At 51.8% G+C, this 16,229-nt stretch carries 13 protein-coding genes; 3 read left to right on the top strand and 10 right to left on the bottom strand.

Annotated elements, in window-relative coordinates; all coding sequences use genetic code 11:
• Window positions 1–92: 92 nt before the first annotated feature.
• From HCX92_RS01900 to HCX92_RS01880, 5 genes are all read right to left on the bottom strand, one after another.
• Window positions 93–1,268, bottom strand: coding sequence for a CaiB/BaiF CoA-transferase family protein (locus tag HCX92_RS01900; RefSeq protein WP_169293232.1), 1,176 nt, complete (start codon window positions 1,266–1,268; stop codon window positions 93–95).
• Window positions 1,265–2,980 (bottom strand): long-chain-fatty-acid--CoA ligase, encoded by a 1,716-nt coding sequence (locus HCX92_RS01895; protein ID WP_248289974.1) that lies wholly within the window; start codon window positions 2,978–2,980, stop codon window positions 1,265–1,267. The genes HCX92_RS01900 and HCX92_RS01895 overlap by 4 nt, the downstream gene beginning before the upstream one ends.
• A gap of 18 nt (window positions 2,981–2,998) precedes the next feature.
• Window positions 2,999–3,991 carry a tripartite tricarboxylate transporter substrate binding protein gene (locus HCX92_RS01890; protein ID WP_169293231.1) on the bottom strand — a complete coding sequence of 331 codons (993 nt, stop codon included), beginning with the start codon at window positions 3,989–3,991 and terminating at the stop codon, window positions 2,999–3,001.
• Between the two features lie 106 nt (window positions 3,992–4,097).
• The gene (locus HCX92_RS01885) at window positions 4,098–4,862 is read right to left on the bottom strand and encodes an SDR family NAD(P)-dependent oxidoreductase (protein WP_169293230.1); all 765 of its coding nucleotides are present in this window, start codon (window positions 4,860–4,862) and stop codon (window positions 4,098–4,100) included.
• A 30-nt stretch (window positions 4,863–4,892) separates the two neighbouring features.
• Window positions 4,893–6,074, bottom strand: coding sequence for a thiolase family protein (locus tag HCX92_RS01880; RefSeq protein ID WP_169293229.1), 1,182 nt, complete (start codon window positions 6,072–6,074; stop codon window positions 4,893–4,895).
• A 120-nt stretch (window positions 6,075–6,194) separates the two neighbouring features.
• Here HCX92_RS01880 and HCX92_RS01875 point away from each other — a divergent pair, with 120 nt between their 5' ends.
• The 3 genes from HCX92_RS01875 (at window position 6,195) to HCX92_RS01865 (ending at window position 9,553) form a co-directional block, all read left to right on the top strand.
• Entirely contained in the window at window positions 6,195–6,989 is a 795-nt protein-coding gene (locus HCX92_RS01875) for an IclR family transcriptional regulator (protein ID WP_169293228.1), read from the top strand.
• A 36-nt stretch (window positions 6,990–7,025) separates the two neighbouring features.
• Window positions 7,026–8,153: an acyl-CoA dehydrogenase family protein gene (locus HCX92_RS01870; protein ID WP_169293227.1), complete on the top strand. Its 1,128-nt coding sequence runs from the start codon at window positions 7,026–7,028 to the stop codon at window positions 8,151–8,153.
• Window positions 8,154–8,789: 636 nt separating this feature from the next.
• Window positions 8,790–9,553 (top strand): IS5 family transposase gene (locus tag HCX92_RS01865; RefSeq protein ID WP_246587438.1). Its coding sequence is split into 2 segments (ribosomal slippage): window positions 8,790–9,105 and window positions 9,105–9,553, totalling 765 coding nucleotides; the frame shifts between segments, so codons are not numbered across the junction.
• A 783-nt stretch (window positions 9,554–10,336) separates the two neighbouring features.
• Here HCX92_RS01865 and HCX92_RS01860 read toward each other — a convergent pair.
• The 5 genes from HCX92_RS01860 to HCX92_RS01840 are packed head-to-tail and all read right to left on the bottom strand — an operon-like array spanning window position 10,337 to window position 16,188.
• Window positions 10,337–11,536: a cytochrome-c peroxidase gene (locus HCX92_RS01860; RefSeq protein WP_248289973.1), complete on the bottom strand. Its 1,200-nt coding sequence runs from the start codon at window positions 11,534–11,536 to the stop codon at window positions 10,337–10,339.
• Entirely contained in the window at window positions 11,421–12,428 is a 1,008-nt protein-coding gene (locus HCX92_RS01855) for a sterol desaturase family protein (protein WP_169293226.1), read from the bottom strand. The genes HCX92_RS01860 and HCX92_RS01855 overlap by 116 nt, the downstream gene beginning before the upstream one ends.
• Window positions 12,429–12,430: 2 nt before the next feature.
• The gene (locus HCX92_RS01850; RefSeq protein WP_169293225.1) at window positions 12,431–13,432 is read right to left on the bottom strand and encodes an imelysin family protein; all 1,002 of its coding nucleotides are present in this window, start codon (window positions 13,430–13,432) and stop codon (window positions 12,431–12,433) included.
• Complete coding sequence (locus tag HCX92_RS01845) at window positions 13,429–14,781, bottom strand: di-heme oxidoredictase family protein (RefSeq protein WP_169293224.1); 1,353 nt, start codon at window positions 14,779–14,781, stop codon at window positions 13,429–13,431. The genes HCX92_RS01850 and HCX92_RS01845 overlap by 4 nt, the downstream gene beginning before the upstream one ends.
• Before the next feature lie 27 nt (window positions 14,782–14,808).
• Window positions 14,809–16,188, bottom strand: coding sequence for an imelysin family protein (locus HCX92_RS01840; RefSeq protein ID WP_169293223.1), 1,380 nt, complete (start codon window positions 16,186–16,188; stop codon window positions 14,809–14,811).
• Between the last annotated feature and the right edge of the window lie 41 nt (window positions 16,189–16,229).

The following is a 16,229-nucleotide window of genomic DNA, read 5'->3' as shown; positions in this document are numbered from 1 at the left end:
AGGCTTAAACAAAAAGGGAATCGTTAATAACGATTCCCTTTTTTTATTCAGGCACTTTTATTGAAACAATCATTTGATTGAAAAAAATCAATTCAAGCCTGAACAACGATCCTATCATCCAGCAATTGCTGGATACGCTCACTGTTCACACCCCATTCCCGCAATACCTCTACCGTATGCTGGCCGGCTATTGGCGACGGATTCCGGATGGCAAACTCGAACCCGCTCATTTTGAACGGGCTGCCCAATTGCCTGACGGTTTCACCCTGTTCATTGCTTGACTCGATAATCATGCCCCGTTCTTTAAAGTGGACATCATTGGCGGTTTCACCCATATTTAACACAGGCGTGACACAACAATCACTGCCTGCCAGTTTTTCACACCACCAGGCAAAATCGTAAGCTGCAATTAACTGACCAAGTTCGTTTTTCGCATAATTGACCTGCTCAGGATCGGATGCGTCATGGAATGGTTTCAGGTCTTCGCGTCCGATCAGCTCACAAAACTCATCCCAGAATTTTCGTTCAAAAGAACCCACGGCAATATAACGTCCATCAGCGGTTTCATAAAAACCATAATAAACCGCCGACCCCGTTAGCTTGGTGGCACCCGCAGGGGTGGCCTGCCCAAACTCATTCAGGGCGGCCATCGGTAAACCGGCATAAGCCAGAATACCGTCAGAAAAAGAAATATCGACCAGGCGTCCCTGACCGGTTCGCTGTGCGTCAAACAATGCCGCCAGTATCCCAATAGATGCTGTGGAAGCGCCTCCCAGCAGATCGGCCAAAGGCAGATTGGACAAGGCCGGTGTCCCCGTACCGTTCCCCACCTGATCGGCAACACCCGCCCTGGCAATATAGTTAATATCATGACCGGCTGCCTGGCTGTAAGGACCTGTTTGCCCATAGCCGGTCATACTGCAATACACAATGGCGGGATTACGCTGTTTGACTGCCTCATAGCCCACACCCAGGCGATCCATGACACCAGGTCTGAATCCCTCGATCACCACATCGACTTTTTCACACAGATCCAGAAACAGGGCCTTGCCGGCCTCTTTTTTCAAATCCAGCTGCAAGCCCCGTTTATTCCGGTTTACCTGGGAGCGCAAGGCGGCCCAGGCATAGTCACCGGCTCCGGTATCTTCCAGCTTGACCACCTCGGCGCCCATATCGGCCAGATGCATGGCACAAGCCGGCCCCGGCAGCAAACGGGTTAAATCCAGCACCCTGACCCCCTGAAGTGGTGCACGTGAAACCTGAGTCATATTTTTTCTCCTGTTATATTATTTTGATCTGCCTGCAGTTTACGCCACATTATTTTACCCGTATTGGATTTTGGCAAGGTGTCCACAAATTCGACCAGTCTGGGCGCCTTGTAAACCGCCATCTTTTCCCTGGCCCAGGCAATCAAATCCTGCTCCGACAATTGCCCCTCGTACTCCGGTTTCAGCACAACCAGTGCCTTCACGATCTCACCCTTGACGCTATCCTGGATACCGACAATGCATACCTCATGAACGGCAGGATGATCATAGAATGTGTTTTCCACCTCACTGGGCCAGACTTTATACCCGGATACGTTGATCATCCGTTTAAGGCGATCACACATGAAAAAGTAACCATCCTCATCAATCCTTGCCAAATCACCCGTACGGAAGAAAACCCGACCATCACGTTCCAGAAAAGATTCCTGGTTGGCCTGTTCGTTTTTCCAATATCCTTTCATGACCTGCGGACCACTGGTGATGAGCTCACCCACCTCACCCTGCGGCAACTCCTGCAAGGTGGCCGGATCAACAATGCGTGAATCAACCCCCTGGGTTGGTATGCCCAGACACTGACGTTTGCTGTGCTCAAGCGGATTACAATGCAGGAAAGAAGCGGTTTCGGTCATGCCGTAACCCTCATTGTAAACAATGCCAAAACGCGTTTTAAGCATGGCGGCAATCGCTTCCGGCATGGCAGCGCCCCCTCCGGACAGCAAGGCCAGACTGGATAAATCACGTTGATCGGCCGAAGGCTGCGAAAAACAATCCAGCACCATGGCAGGCGGGGCCGTCCATACGGAAACCCGATGTTTTTCCATTAATTTCAGGGCCAATTCGGCATTCCAGCGCGGCATCATGACAACGGTCCCCCCCAGCACGATGGGCATGTTCATGCCATTTTGCATACCCAGCATGTGAAACATGGGTGCCACCGACAACATGACCGATTCGGCATGCAAATTACGCCAGATGGCTGAATTCACCAATGAGGCCAGTAAGGTTGAATGCGTATGAATGCAGCCTTTGGGTTTGCCGGTGGTACCCGATGTATACGGCAGCACACAAAAATCATCCGGGTCGGTCTGTACCGCTTCGGCCGACAAACCCGCCTGTAGCGCCTCGGAAAATGCCACCATCCCATCAGACAAGCCAGGATCATGGTGCTGCCTGACAAAATCAGGCAAATCGGGATCAGCCAGATCCGCCACAAAATCACGGTAAGCATGCACCATGACATGCCGCAACCCGTCCTCCCTGTTACTTTGCATGCAAGGGACAATCTGCTTTAACAACTCCTGCGCTACAAAAGCGAACCAGGCACCACTATCATCCATATAGTGCTGAATTTCAGAGGAGGTACACATTGCATTAACCGGCACCACCACTGCCCCCAGCTGCAGGACGGCATAAAATGCAATCACAAACTGCGGGCAATTCTGACTCATCAGCAACACGCGATCACCCCGGGCCAACTGCATTTTCTGTTGCAAAAAGCCAGCCATGGCATGGACATGTTGCCTCAGCTCCCGGTAACTGATATGCCTGCCGCCATAGATAATGGCGGTTTTATCCGGATAGCGCAATGCAGCGGTTTCAAGATAATGAGGAAGTGTCACATGCGGCACACTCCCATTGGCAGGTACACCTTTAGGCCAAAATTTACGCTTGATTGGGCTCATTATCTGCTTGTCTCCTGATGAGTCTTTCATACCTTGATGCCTTTCGGATTAATCCATCCGGATACCGGTTTCTTTGGCCACTTTGCCATATTCAGCCAAGTCGTCTTTGACGATTCGAGCATATTCGGCAGCAGAGTTACCCACAGGAATCAGGCCCATATCCGTTAAACGGTCATGAATTTTAGGTGCTTTCATGACTTTCTGGATTTTCCCGCTGAGCAGATCCACCACTGGCTCCGGGGTACCGGCAGGTACAAAGAAACCAAACCAGCCGTTGGCATTGAAGCCTTCCATACCCATTTCATTAAAGGTTCTGGCCTCGGGCAATGAGGTCAGGCGTTTGGAACCGGTCACGCCCAGCACCTTGAATTTATCTGACTTCAGATGCGGACTGATGGCGGTAATATCAATAAAGGCCGATGTCAGCTCACCGCTTAACATGGCGGTCACCTCAGGGCCTGAACCCCTGTAAGGAATATGCATCAGGTCAATGCCGTTAATCACCTTGAACTGTTCACCATGCAAATGAGATGAGGTGCCATTACCGTAGGACCCATATGAATACTTGCCCGGATTTTTCTTCACGTGCTCGATAAACTCTTCCATCGTATTAACCGGAAGATCACTTTTCACCACAAACACATCGGACGACAGGGCAACCTGTGAAACAGGCTTCAGCTCACTGATGTCATAAGGCAGGTTTTTATACAACCAGGGTGCCTGCACCAGCGCCGTAATACCCAGCAATACGGTATAGCCATCGGGGGCTGCCTTGGCCACAGACTGATTGCCGATTGTGCCACTTGCTCCCGGCTTGTTTTCCACCCATACCGTTGTACCCAGCTCATTGGCCAGTTCATGGGAAATCATGCGGGCAATCGTGTCCGTGCCGCCACCCGGAGGGAATGGAACCACGATCCGTATGGGCTTGTCGGGATAATTGTCTGTGCTGGCCTGCGCATTTGCTGTCAGCAGGGCACTCATGCCCACGACTGCTGCACACATCATGGATACTGCCGTACGTCTTGTCACCTTCTTCATTTTTGTCTCCTGGAAATTCAGAATGCTGCTACGGTTTTCTAAACTGCCCCCTTACTGCTTATTGATTTAATGGCGGGGCAGGTCTTACTGGTTAATACTTGAATGATTAACGGGGCGTCATGCGAATGGCACCGTCAAGCCGGATGGTTTCACCATTGAGCATGGCATTTTCCAGCATCTGTACGGCCAATGAGGCGTACTCTGACGGAAAACCCAAACGTGCCGGATGCGGCACTGAGGCACCCAAGGCCGATTTCACATGCTCCGGCAATTTAGATAACAAAGGCGTATCAAACAAACCTGGGGCAATTGTATTGACACGAATCAGGCGTTGCGCCAAATCCCGTGCCGCCACCAGCGTCATGCCCACAATACCGGCTTTGGCTGAAGAGTACGGAATCTGACCGATTTGCCCCTCATAGGCTGCCACCGATGCCGTTAACACGCAGGCGCCACGCTCACCGTCCAGCGGCTCATTTTTGGCCATGGCGGCTGCGGCAAGACGCAAGGAATTGAAGGTCCCAATCACATTGACACGGATAATGGCTTCAAATTTTTCCAGATTTCCGGGTTCTCCATCTTTTTCAACCACCCGGATGGGTGCACCATATCCGGCACAATGCACCAGGGCACGCAAGGGCGCCAGTGAAACCGCTTTTTCAATGACGGCTTTCATTTGCTCCGGCTCACACACATCCGCCTTCACAAAGTGCGCATGATTGCCCAGCTGATCAGCCACTTCCTGTCCTTTATCGTTCAGGTCGGCAATCACCACCTGAACCCCTTTGGCCAGCAGCTTTTCCGCGGTCGCCAGGCCCAGGCCTGATGCACCACCGGTTACTACTGCCGACATATTTTCCTGCAACTGCATAGGTATCTCCTGCCTTGATCGGTTTATTAATTAGTTTAATCTTTCAATAATAGTGGTGTTTGCCATACCACCCGCTTCACACATGGTTTGCAAACCATAACGTTGGCCATTATCCTCAAGTGCATGCAACATGGTCGTCATCAGGCGAACACCAGATGCGCCCAAAGGATGTCCCAGTGCAATGGCACCGCCCCGTGGATTTAATTTGGCATTATCCACCTGGAATTCCCGCTGCCAGGCCAAAGGCACACTGGCAAAGGCCTCATTCACCTCTATGTGATCGATCTCTTCCAGTTTCAGGCCACTTTTATCAATAGCCTTGCGACTTGAACTGATGGGCGCCGTCAACATCAACAAGGGATCATCGCCACGCACATCAAAAGCCACAAAGCGGGCACGCGGTTTCAGGCCCAGCTGATCGGCCATGCGGCGACTCATGATTAACATGGCTGCGGCCCCGTCACTGATTTGCGAGGCATTGCCTGCTGTAACATGCCAGCCAATCTGCGGAAACCGTTGCGACATGGCTTCATTTTCAAAGGGGGATTTCAACTCGGCCAATTTACTGGCCTGCGTGCCCGGACGGATGGTTTCATCCTGATCCACCACACCATTCACGGTATGAATGGGGAGAATTTCCCGCCTGAACAAACCGGCTTCGCGTGCCTGATGCGCACGCTCATGGGAGCGGGCACTGTATTCATCGAGTTCTTGGCGGGAAATACCCCATTTTGCAGCCACCAGCTCGGCCGACACACCCTGCGAAACCAGGCCTGGCTCGTAACGCCTGAGGAAGGCTTCACCATAGGGATTCTGATCAAGCCGGGACACTCCCATGGGTACATGACTCATGGATTCAATACCGCAGGCAATCACAATATCGTAAGCTCCCGCCATGATGCCCTGGGCGGCGAAATGCACCGCCTGCTGACTGGAACCGCATTTGCGGTCAATCGTGGTGGAAGGCACATGCTCGGGATAACCTGCTGCCAGCCATGCGACCCGCCCCGGTGTACCGGATTGCTCGCCCACCTGACTGACACAACCGGTAATCACGTCATCCACCATGGCGGGATCCAATTTATTGCGTTCGACAATCCCTTTAAGCAATTGTGCCAATAAATCGGTGGGATGCATTTGGGTAAAGGCACCGCCAGCCTTGGAACGGCCAATCGGGCTTCTGATGGCATCAACAATAACCGCTTCTTCCATTTTATCTCCTTAAAATGAAACTTATGTCTCATTATTTATATAATTTAATTGATATTTTGATATTAATGTATCATAATTTTATTAAACCTCAAATAATTTAATAGATAAAGAGAACAAACCATGTCTACTTCAGAAACCCCGGATGAGAGCAAACTGGTTAGCGCGCTTGCCAGAGGCATTAATATCCTCAACTGTTTCTCACCGGTTCAATATGAGTTAAGTGCCAAGGAAATTGGCGAAAAAACAGGTCTGCCCAAACCTACCCTGTCCCGCTTGCTCGAGACGCTTAGTGAATACGGCTTGATCCGTTACTCCGATCGCCTGTCCAAATATGTGCCAGGGGCCGGTTTATTGAACCTGTCAGCCCCTGTGCTGCAACGCATGACCATCCGCCAGATCGCACGGCCACTCATGCAGGAACTGGCCGACTATATTTCGGGACAGGTTCAACTGGTCATGGGCAGTAAAAGCAAGATGTGCTATGTCGAAATCGCGCAAGGTGCCAATAGCAAAATATATCGCCCGGAAGTAGGCGTGCGCATGTCCATTTCCCGAACCTCCACCGGTCGCGCTTATATCAATTCCATCCCCGCTGAATTCCGCGAACGCTATCTGATTGATCTGGAAAAAAAATACCCGGGCCAACGGGCCTGGTTTGAAGAACGCCTGCAAGACGCGGCCAATGACCTTGCAACCCTGGGTTTTTGCCGCGGGCACCGCGACTTCCATCGCGAAATTGATGCGATTGCCGTGCCCCTGAGAAAACCCATTGATAACGAGTACTGGATGTTTGCCGCTTCAGTACCGGTTTACAGCGAAGAAAGCAAACGTATCGATGAAGATATCGCCCCCAGGCTGATCACGCTGGTGCGTACGGTTGAGTCGTCATTAGGCAATCCCAATTACAGCATCTAAATCCATTCCTTCCATATTCACAAAAGAGAGAGACAAATGAGAACCGTATTCCGGGACGACCACGAACACTTCCGCACCCAGGTGCAACGCTTTATAGAAAGGGAAATCAGCCCTTTTCATGCGCAATGGGAAAAAGACGGGATTGTGCCCAAATCAGTTTGGGCCAAAGCGGGCCAGGAAGGCTTGCTTAACTGCATGCTGCCCGAACCCTATGGCGGTGGCGGTGATTTTGGCCACTCTGCCGTACTGATTGAAGAAATGGGCAAGGTCAATGCCACTGGCCCGGGCTTTAACCTGCACTCGGAAATTGTCGCCCCCTATATTTTCCGCTACGGTACGCCAGAACAAAAAGACCGCTGGCTGCCAGCCATGGCCAGTGGCAACATCATTGGCGCGATTGCCATGACCGAACCCGGCACCGGCAGCGACCTGAAAGCGGTCAGGACCACAGCCCAACGCGAGGGCGACCATTATATTATTAACGGCCAGAAAACCTTCATTACCAACGGCCTGAATGCCGACCTGGTGATTGTGGTTTGCAAAACCGACCCCGATCTGGGCGCCAAAGGCATTTCCCTAATCTGCGTTGATGCCAACACCCCTGGCTTCAGCAAAGGCAGAAAACTGGAAAAAATCGGCCTGCACGCCCAGGATACCTCCGAACTGTTTTTTGATAATGTCAAAGTGCCCGTGAGCAACCGCCTGGGTGAAGAAAATGCCGGCTTCAGCTACCTGATGCACGAACTGGCCCAGGAACGCCTGGTGATTGCCGTGCGTGCCGCCGCCTCGATTGAATCTTTCCTGGAAAAAACCATTGCCTATACCCGTGACCGCAAAACCTTCGGGCAAAGCGTGTTTGACTACCAGAATACCCGTTTCAGGCTGGCTGAAGCCAAGGCCCAAAGCACCATGCTGCGGGTGTTTGTAGACCAATGCATCGCGCTGCACCTGGACAAGGCCCTGTCTCCGGCCCAGGCGGCCATGGCCAAGCTCAATGCCACCGAAATGCAAGGACGCCTGCTGGACATGTTCCTGCAAATGCACGGCGGTTATGGCTATATGTCCGAATATGGTATTGGCCAGGCCTGGATTGATGCCCGTATCGGGCGAATTTACGGTGGCAGCGATGAAATCATGAAAGAAATTATTGCCCGAACGCTGTAAGCATTGTCGACAAGACGCGTTTTGTGCAACAGCCGTTCTTGAGCAGTCGGCTGTTGGTGACCTTAGAATAAATTCCCCTCTGTGGAGGGGTGGCGCGAAGCGCCGGGGTGGTTGCTTGACTCTCACGACACATGAGGGCAAACGGCAGCACCACCCCGTCAGGCTTCGCCTGCCACCCCTCCTGACCGGGACGACACGCTTCTTCCAAGGTATAGGGTTGTAATATATCAAGCGCAGGACGAAACTGTTCCAAACCCGCACTGGATATTGCAAGTGCAGCACACCCTTCAAACTCTAGCGAGGATGATTGTGTGATATTTAAAAGGCAGACAGTATTTGCCTGTTCAAGCCTAATAAATACCGGCAAGGCCTTAACAAGCGTTTTACCAAACATCCTGTCGGATGGAAAAAAAAGATAATGATCCCCCCTGTGTCAGACTAGTTGGAACCTCAACCGATGTTAGAATTTAACCCATCCTAAGATGGGGGCAAAGAAAAGGTTCCTATGAAATACTCACCCGAACGCCGAGAAGCGATACTGGCCAAATTAATGGCTCCCCATAACCGAACGGTTGCTGAATTAGGGCGTGTTAACACTAATAGACAATCGGCCGCAATATTGCCTATCCTACAGGAATGGAAATCACACCTGAACAATTTACGCATATCGAAAGCTGCCTTCCCCGGCAACGAGGCAATGTCAAGCTAACGAATTTGCAGGTAGTCAATGCCATCCTTTATGTGGCCGAGCATGGCTGCAAGTGGCGTGGTCTGCCCGAGCGATTCGGGAACTGGCACACCGTTTACACGCGCATGAACCGCTGGGCAAAGGCTGGTGTTCTTGATCGGATGTTTGCTGAGCTTCAGAAGCATCAGATCGTGCGTATAAAGATCGAAGCGGTCTCATTGGACAGCACCAGCATAAAGGTGCATCCTGATGGCACGGGTGCTTTAAAAAAAACGGCCCCCAATCCATTGGAAAGTCGAGAGGGGGCTGGAACACCAAGATTCATATGGTTGCCGCGGATGATCGAACTGCCGTAGCGTTTTCACTTTCTCCCGGACAGGCCCATGATGCGCCTGCTGGACGTGTCTTGCTCGAACGGCTCGGCGCGCTCACTCGGCCCGTCCATTTGCTGATGGATCGCGCTTATGAGGGCAATAAAACCCGGCAGCTTGCGCTCGATCTTGGCTATATCCCCGTCGTACCCCCGTCCTCCAGGCGGTTGGATCCATGGGAGTATGACCGCGCGATGTATCGACGGCGAAACGAGGTGGAGCGATTGTTTCGTCGCCTCAAAGGCTACCGAAGAATCTTCTCCCGCTTTGAGAAGCTCGATCTCATGTTCATTGGATTCGTCAATTTCGTACTCGTGATGGACGGACTGCGTTTGTGTTAACACGCCCTAGCCCAGGAAGAAGGCATTTCCGAAGCGACGCTTTACAATTGGCGTAAACAGGCACGTGATCAAGGCCGGTTATTACCAAACCAAGCCAGCACACCAGAAGGTTGGAACTCGGCAGAAAAATTCAATGCCGTCCTGGAAACCGCTGCCTTATCCGAAACGGAACTGGCCGAATATTGTCGCCGTCGTGGCCTGTATGTTGAGCAAATACGTCGGTGGCGCAGCAGTTGTGAACAAGCCAATGACGTCAGTGCCAAAGCATCCGCACAGCAAGCAGAAATCACTAAAGCAGAACGTAAACGCATCAAGGAACTGGAGCGCAAACTGCGTCGTAAAGATGCCGCCTTGGCTGAAACGGCGGCCATCCTGGCCTTGCGAAAAAAAGTCCAGGCGATCTGGGGGGACGAGGAAAAATGACCAATGCCACAGATCGCCGCCAAATTGTTGAATTGGTCAATGAAGCACGGATGGCGGGTGAACAGCATCGCCGTGGGCGCGCGGCGGCACCCTGATTCAGCGGGCCGTACTGCGTGAAAAATGTGCGCATAAGCCGCTGCTATTGCACGCGGACAATGGTTCGGACATGAAAGGTTCCACCGAATTCAAACCCGTGGCCGAGACTGGTTTTGAAGGGATGAAAAACAAAAAATAAAAGCAAAAAATGACGGTAAGCTTACGCAGCGACTTCGGCGCGCAGCGGCGTCGGAGCAAAGCTGAATGATTGTTCCGCTTCCACAGAAGAAACCAGACACCATCCCTCACCCGTAACGCAACCTATTATTTCCCCGCTTCTTCCGCCTCCAGCAAATGTTCATACTGCTCATCGGTCAGCAACTTCATGAACGCCACCAGGGCATCTACCTTGCGATCGCTTAACACATTGGCCCGCAAATCCTTCAAATTCACGGTTTCAGGCACCTCGGCCTCAGCCCAGACTTGCCCCGTTTCAGGATTAACACTGCGTTCTGGATTATTGAACTTGTCATAAAACAGCACCACCGTACGCAAATCCTTAAACACCCCGTTATGCATATACGGGCCGGTAATGGCAATATTACGCAAGGTAGGCACCTTGAACTTGCCCTTCATGGCCTCATCGCTTACCAGCGGGTTCTCCAGCAAACCATGATCGGCAAAATCCTGTGCCAGCTTATTCAAAGCCACCACATCTTCATTACGGGGCACCCCAATATTGTGATATTCGTAATTGCTGAAGGTTTCAAAAGGCGCATCTTCGGCACGCAGCTTATGGCATACCGAACAATTCACATTTTGGTTGGAAAAAAACAGGGTACGGCCCAAGTCTTCCAGCACCGTCATCTCATACTCGCCCCGCAGGTATTTATCATACTTTGAATTGAAAGGCGCAAACTGGCTGGTACGTTCAAAGGCCGCCAGTGACTGCATCATGGCCTCGTAGGCGGTTTCCTCGCTATCCCAGACCTGTTCCCCATAAACGCGACGGAAATTATCAAGATAGTATTGATTGTTTTTAAGCCGCTCAATAATACTGCCCACACTGGGCATATTCATTTCCACCGGATTCAGCGGTGGCTGCCCTGATTGTGCCGCCAGATCGTTGGCACGGCCATCCAGAAACTGCCCGCCCACATACTGCCCGGTTTTCTGGTTGAAATGAAAATCGGGCGCATACTTGGCATACATGGCAGTGGGCGTATTGCGATTGCCAAAAGAAGTGCCATCATCACCCAGCGACACCATGCCCTTGCCGGCATTGCTTCTGCCATCGCTAAATGCCCGGGCCGGATCATGGCAGGTGGCACAGCTCTGGGTCCGGTTTTTTGACAGGTTCACATCAAAAAACAGCAGGCGGCCCAGGGCGATTTTCTCCTCTTCAGGATTATGGTCTGCCGGTGCCGGTAATTGTGCCAGCACCCGGTTTTGCCACAGCGGCACCGTGGCGGCTGCCGCCCCCATCAGAAGCCCGGCGATCAATAACAGTTTTCTTTTTTGCATAATAAGCCAATAAACGATAACAGGAAACAAAAGGCGCATACAGCAGTTGCGGTATCGTGCGATAGTCATTCATTTGCTGCGCCTGAAAACCAAACCGGTCACTGCGCTGCGCCTTGCCCGAAGGCATTAAAGAGACAAACAGCCAGTCCCACACCGCCAGATAGCCGCCATAATTGAAACGGGCATAACGGCTATAGTGATGCACCTGGTGTTGGGCCGGAGAAATAAACACACGTTCCAGCCAGGCCGGATAGCCCAGAAACACATGGGAGTGCCGTAAATTGCTGCCCAGCAAAGAAAAAACAAAAATAAAACCATTACTACCCATGATGGTCATCAGGCTTAAACGAGGCCCGAACAGCGTCATGAACAAACCGGTCACCACACCAGCACTGAGCGCGTAACGCAAGCCAAACAGGAAATTTTCTACCGGGTGCACCCGGTAAAAGGTAAGCGGATTCAGCACCGGTGCACTATGATGTACTTTGTGAAACTGCCATAACCATTTATTGGTATGCAGCCAACGATGCAGCCAGTAACGGGAGAAGTCACTGGCCACAAACAGGCAGGCGGTATAAAGCAAAGCCAGTGATTCATAAGAAAGATGCCAATCCGGCCGCGACAGCCAGGGGGAAGCCAGCTGGAATGTCCATAAGGCAATACTTTTGGCCGACAACAGCAAAGGGGCCAGCATAAACACCTTGATAAACCAGCTGACAAAAAAATAGCGGTAATCAAGCAAGGCACTGGGATGCAGCCAATACTGCCGGATGGCAAAGCCCTGTTGCCGTATCACCCTGAAACCGGTAAACAACAGCGCAATCAATGCCGAAGAAAGCAGGTAAAGCCAGAACAGGCGCTGCCCCGATTCAAGCACATAATCCCATGGCATGCTCAGTCTCCGTCGGCTTCCAGAATTTTACCCACGATGGGCAGGGCACTAAGCAGACTGACATAATAATGTTGGTACAGCTGCCCGGCACTGTCATAGAGCGGACGGGTTAAATCGGGCTGGAAGGCAAACGCCTGCTGCCCAAGCTGGCCAATCTGTTGCATGATCTGCTCAAGTGTCAAATTGATGGCTTCTGCCAGTTCATTGGCCTGGTACATTTTGATGACGTCAGCCAGGTTGGCATAATCCTGCTGCCCCATCATGGCCTGATGCACTTCAAACACCGCTTCAATGGCAGCCAGGCTGTGCCCGCTTAAGGCATACTCGCTACGTTTGGCATTGGGCTGGTCTTTATATTTCCGGCTTAAACCGGCCGGATCGGCAATGCGCCATTCTTTGCCGGTAAAGATACTGTTGGACAGGGCATGGGTATACAAGGCCAGCGCCTTTTCAGGGTCGGCCAGCAAAGCGTGGCGCTGGTCGGTGTAGACCGTGGCAATATCCTGCAAATGCCCGCAAATGCTGTCAGCCATCACGGCTGCAAACGACAGTTCACGGGCAGACAGTTGCGTATCGGCGTACAACACGGCCTCAAGGGCATTGACCGTTTTGAATGAATTCTTGAACAATGCTTTGGCTGGCGGGCTGGAAGAAGCCAGCTGGCGTTGCATAATGGCGCTTAAGTCTTCATTGCTGTTATGAAACACATCAATGAAACGGGGGGTATCCAGATAGTCATGATCCAGTTCACCCGCCATATAGCTGGCTTCCACCTTTTTCCAGGCCAGCAGCAATTGTTTGAAAACGGTATCAAGTGCCTCGGCAGCTGCACCGTCTTTTGTTTCATTTAACTTAACTTTAAAATTATTGCATACCTGCACACTATTGTTGGCATTGTGCACGATCACCCTGTCATACACGGAAGCCACCGGCCCGGAAATATCCGGGGCTGCAAAGGCAAGATTTGTGCAGAACAAGGTAAGCACGGCGGCGACTTTTTTCATAAAGATTCCAGAAATTGGATAAGTTGTTCCCGTTCTGTGACATTAAGCTGCATAAATGCCTGACGTGATGCCGCAGCCTCTGCGTCATGCCACAAAATGGCCTCAAGATGGTTGGCGGCACGGCCATCATGCAAAAAACGCCAGCCCTGGCGGACTTTTTCAGCGCTCCCCCATAAAGGTGCGGTACGCCATTCATTGGGTTGTGCATCAAACTCGGGGCGGGCATCGGCCAGCGCAGGCCCCAGGTCGTGCAATAAAAAATCACTGTAAGGGTAAATGGTTTGCCCCTTTTGTGTTTTAAAAGAGGGGCGATGGCATTGGACACAGCCAACGGCCTGAAACAGCGCCTTTCCCGCAGCCAGCGCTTGCGGCAAAACATCACTTCTTCGTTTGGGCGAGCCGTTCAGGTGGTTGACATAAAAGCTGATGGCTTCCAGCCGGTGCATGGGCAAATCAAGGGTTTCCCCCCTTGCCGACGGCCTGCCTGCCGGTGCCTGCAAACAGGCGGTCTGGGTACTGCCACACAATTCTTCAGGAAAATAAGGGTTGGTTAAACCCATATCGTGGGCAGCGGCATCGGCCGTTTGCATCATGACACTGGCCTGGCTTGCCTTATGGCCAAAGCGCCCCAGTTTGAAGGCTTGCAGCAAAGGGTCATACACCCAGTTGGCTTTGCCCGAAATACCATCCCGGTTCCGGTCATTGGGGTCGGCACCGGCCAGAATGGCCTGTTCGGGTATCTGCTCTATCAAGCCGGTACCGTTAAGCATGGGGGCCAGCCGCAAACTTAAACGGGTATCGGGGCTTAAAGGCCCGTAATTCAAGCGTTTCAGATAAGGTACCGGCCAGCTTAAACCAACTTCCGTGCCGTCGGGGAAAACCACGGTTTTCACCTGCATGTCCAGCCCGGGCGTGGCTTCATATAAAACACCACTGACCCCGTTAATGGCAATTTGAGAACCGTAAACCGGATCGGGTACCGTAATGGTGGTTTTATCGCGCAGCGCATGTTTTTGCGGTTGCGACAGCTTGACCACCAAAGCCCTGCTTTGCTCATGCTTGTCATTCAGCAGATGCCCGGCCATCTTGGCCTGGTGGCAACTGGCACAGGTATTACTGTTAAACAAGGGGCCAAGCCCGTCACGGGCGGTGGTGGCACTAGGTGCAGCTACCCAGGGAACAGTAAAAAAGGAACGGCCAATAAGCAGCCTGTCCTGTTCTTCTTCACTGGATAGTTCCGCCGGTGTGGCTGAAACCGCGGTGGCCATGCCAGACAAGGCCCCGGCATGACTGCCACCGGCCAAAACGCAAGCCATTAACAACACCAGCCCCTTTATCTGCACAGCCACAACCCGTTCCTTATCAATCAATACACGTTAAATTTGGGTTTCTTCAGCATCAGTGACATCTTCTTCACTTAACTTGATATCAAAAGCCGATGCCACCGGAACCATCTGGTCACCCAGTTTACGCATGTCGTTTTTCATGGAAACGATGTTTTTTGACTCTTCTTTATGCTCGGGCATAATCTGGTAATCAAAATGCATGCTGGTTTTTGCCAGGGTATCCATTTTCTCAAGACGCTGTTCTATCTTGCCCATTAAATTGTCAATGGTTTGTTTTTCTGCCTGGCCCAGGGCATCATAGGGCGCAGGGCCAATTTTTTTGCCATTAAGCTGCCCCAGCAATACGTCTTTGAAACCCTCATAGTTGCGTACGATATCCCGATGGGTATTATCGGAAAAGCAGGAATGCTCGTCTTCTTCGCTGGGTGTTAACACGGCCACGGCAATGCGCTCGTTAGCCAGTTCTGATTTGATGAATACCCCCATACCTGCCAGCACCTGGCGCAGGGCGGTTTCAGCGGGAATGTTTTTATCGGCATTATTACCACTTAGCGCTGACAGGAAAGCGGCACGGTATAAACCTTTATGGCCATCCACTTTGTTATCCCATGCTTCGGCTACCGTTTTGACATCTGCCAATAACTTGTTGGTGGCTGCCTGCAGGTAAGCCAGACGGCGTTTGGCGAACGGGTCGCTGGTGAAATCGCTTAACGGGCGCTGCCCTGCCGTTTTGGCACCCTTGGTAATTTTGTCTTCAAGGAAATTGTTGTAATCCTGGTCTTGGCCCCACAACAAAAACTCAATAGCGTGATAGCCGGATGCCACATTGGCCTCTCCGCCATTTTCATTAAGCTCGGTAATGGCTTCAACGGTGATTTCAGTCACATCCACCTCTGCGGCTTCTTCGCCGCCCGGTGTGAATTTACCAATAGTATCAATGATATTGCCGCTGGTACGCTTGTTATCGGCATCAAGCGTGTAATCAATCATGTGCTCGTCAAGGGGCCAGGCATTGATTTGGCCTTCAAGCGCCCCATAGGCTTCTGCCACCCAACCTTCTTCTGCATCAATCGGACCTTCGGACAGGCGGAAGATTTCTGTCAGGCCGTAACTTTCACGTGACTGCAGCCATGCCGCCTTGGCTGCGTCCAGCGTAGCCTGGTTTGGCTGGCTGGCAAAAGCATTGATGGCCGTTTGCAGCGCCTCAAGATCTTTCACGCTGTTGGCATAAAGCTGCTGGGCCTGCGCCGCATAGGTTTGCAGGACATCTTCAATGGCGATTTTTTGCTGTGCCTGGACTTGCGCTGTCGCTTTGGTTTGTGCCTGGGCAAGCATGGGTATGCTAACGGCAGCCATGGAAAAAGCGGCCAGGACACTGAGGGAAATTTTGGTAAAAGTATGGCTTCTCATGTAGAAAATCTCTATTAAAATAACACCGTTGATCAATTATC

It is taken from the genome of Advenella sp. EE-W14 (assembly GCF_012923605.1).
GTDB lineage: Bacteria > Pseudomonadota > Gammaproteobacteria > Burkholderiales > Burkholderiaceae_B > Advenella > Advenella alkanexedens.
This window is presented reverse-complemented; position numbering and strand designations above follow the sequence as displayed.

Excerpts from the sequence above, each read along its gene's own strand:
- HCX92_RS01880 (WP_169293229.1), bottom strand. The coding sequence starts at position 6,074 with ATGGAAGAAGCGGTTATTGTTGATGCCATCAGAAGCCCGATTGGCCGT.
- HCX92_RS01900 (WP_169293232.1), bottom strand. The coding sequence starts at position 1,268 with ATGACTCAGGTTTCACGTGCACCACTTCAGGGGGTCAGGGTGCTGGAT.
- HCX92_RS01850 (WP_169293225.1), bottom strand. The coding sequence starts at position 13,432 with ATGAAAAAAGTCGCCGCCGTGCTTACCTTGTTCTGCACAAATCTTGCC.
- HCX92_RS01855 (WP_169293226.1), bottom strand. The coding sequence starts at position 12,428 with ATGCCATGGGATTATGTGCTTGAATCGGGGCAGCGCCTGTTCTGGCTT.
- HCX92_RS01885 (WP_169293230.1), bottom strand. The coding sequence starts at position 4,862 with ATGCAGTTGCAGGAAAATATGTCGGCAGTAGTAACCGGTGGTGCATCA.
- HCX92_RS01890 (WP_169293231.1), bottom strand. The coding sequence starts at position 3,991 with ATGAAGAAGGTGACAAGACGTACGGCAGTATCCATGATGTGTGCAGCA.
- HCX92_RS01875 (WP_169293228.1), top strand. The coding sequence starts at position 6,195 with ATGTCTACTTCAGAAACCCCGGATGAGAGCAAACTGGTTAGCGCGCTT.
- HCX92_RS01860 (WP_248289973.1), bottom strand. The coding sequence starts at position 11,536 with ATGCAAAAAAGAAAACTGTTATTGATCGCCGGGCTTCTGATGGGGGCG.
- HCX92_RS01840 (WP_169293223.1), bottom strand. The coding sequence starts at position 16,188 with ATGAGAAGCCATACTTTTACCAAAATTTCCCTCAGTGTCCTGGCCGCT.
- HCX92_RS01870 (WP_169293227.1), top strand. The coding sequence starts at position 7,026 with ATGAGAACCGTATTCCGGGACGACCACGAACACTTCCGCACCCAGGTG.
- HCX92_RS01895 (WP_248289974.1), bottom strand. The coding sequence starts at position 2,980 with ATGAAAGACTCATCAGGAGACAAGCAGATAATGAGCCCAATCAAGCGT.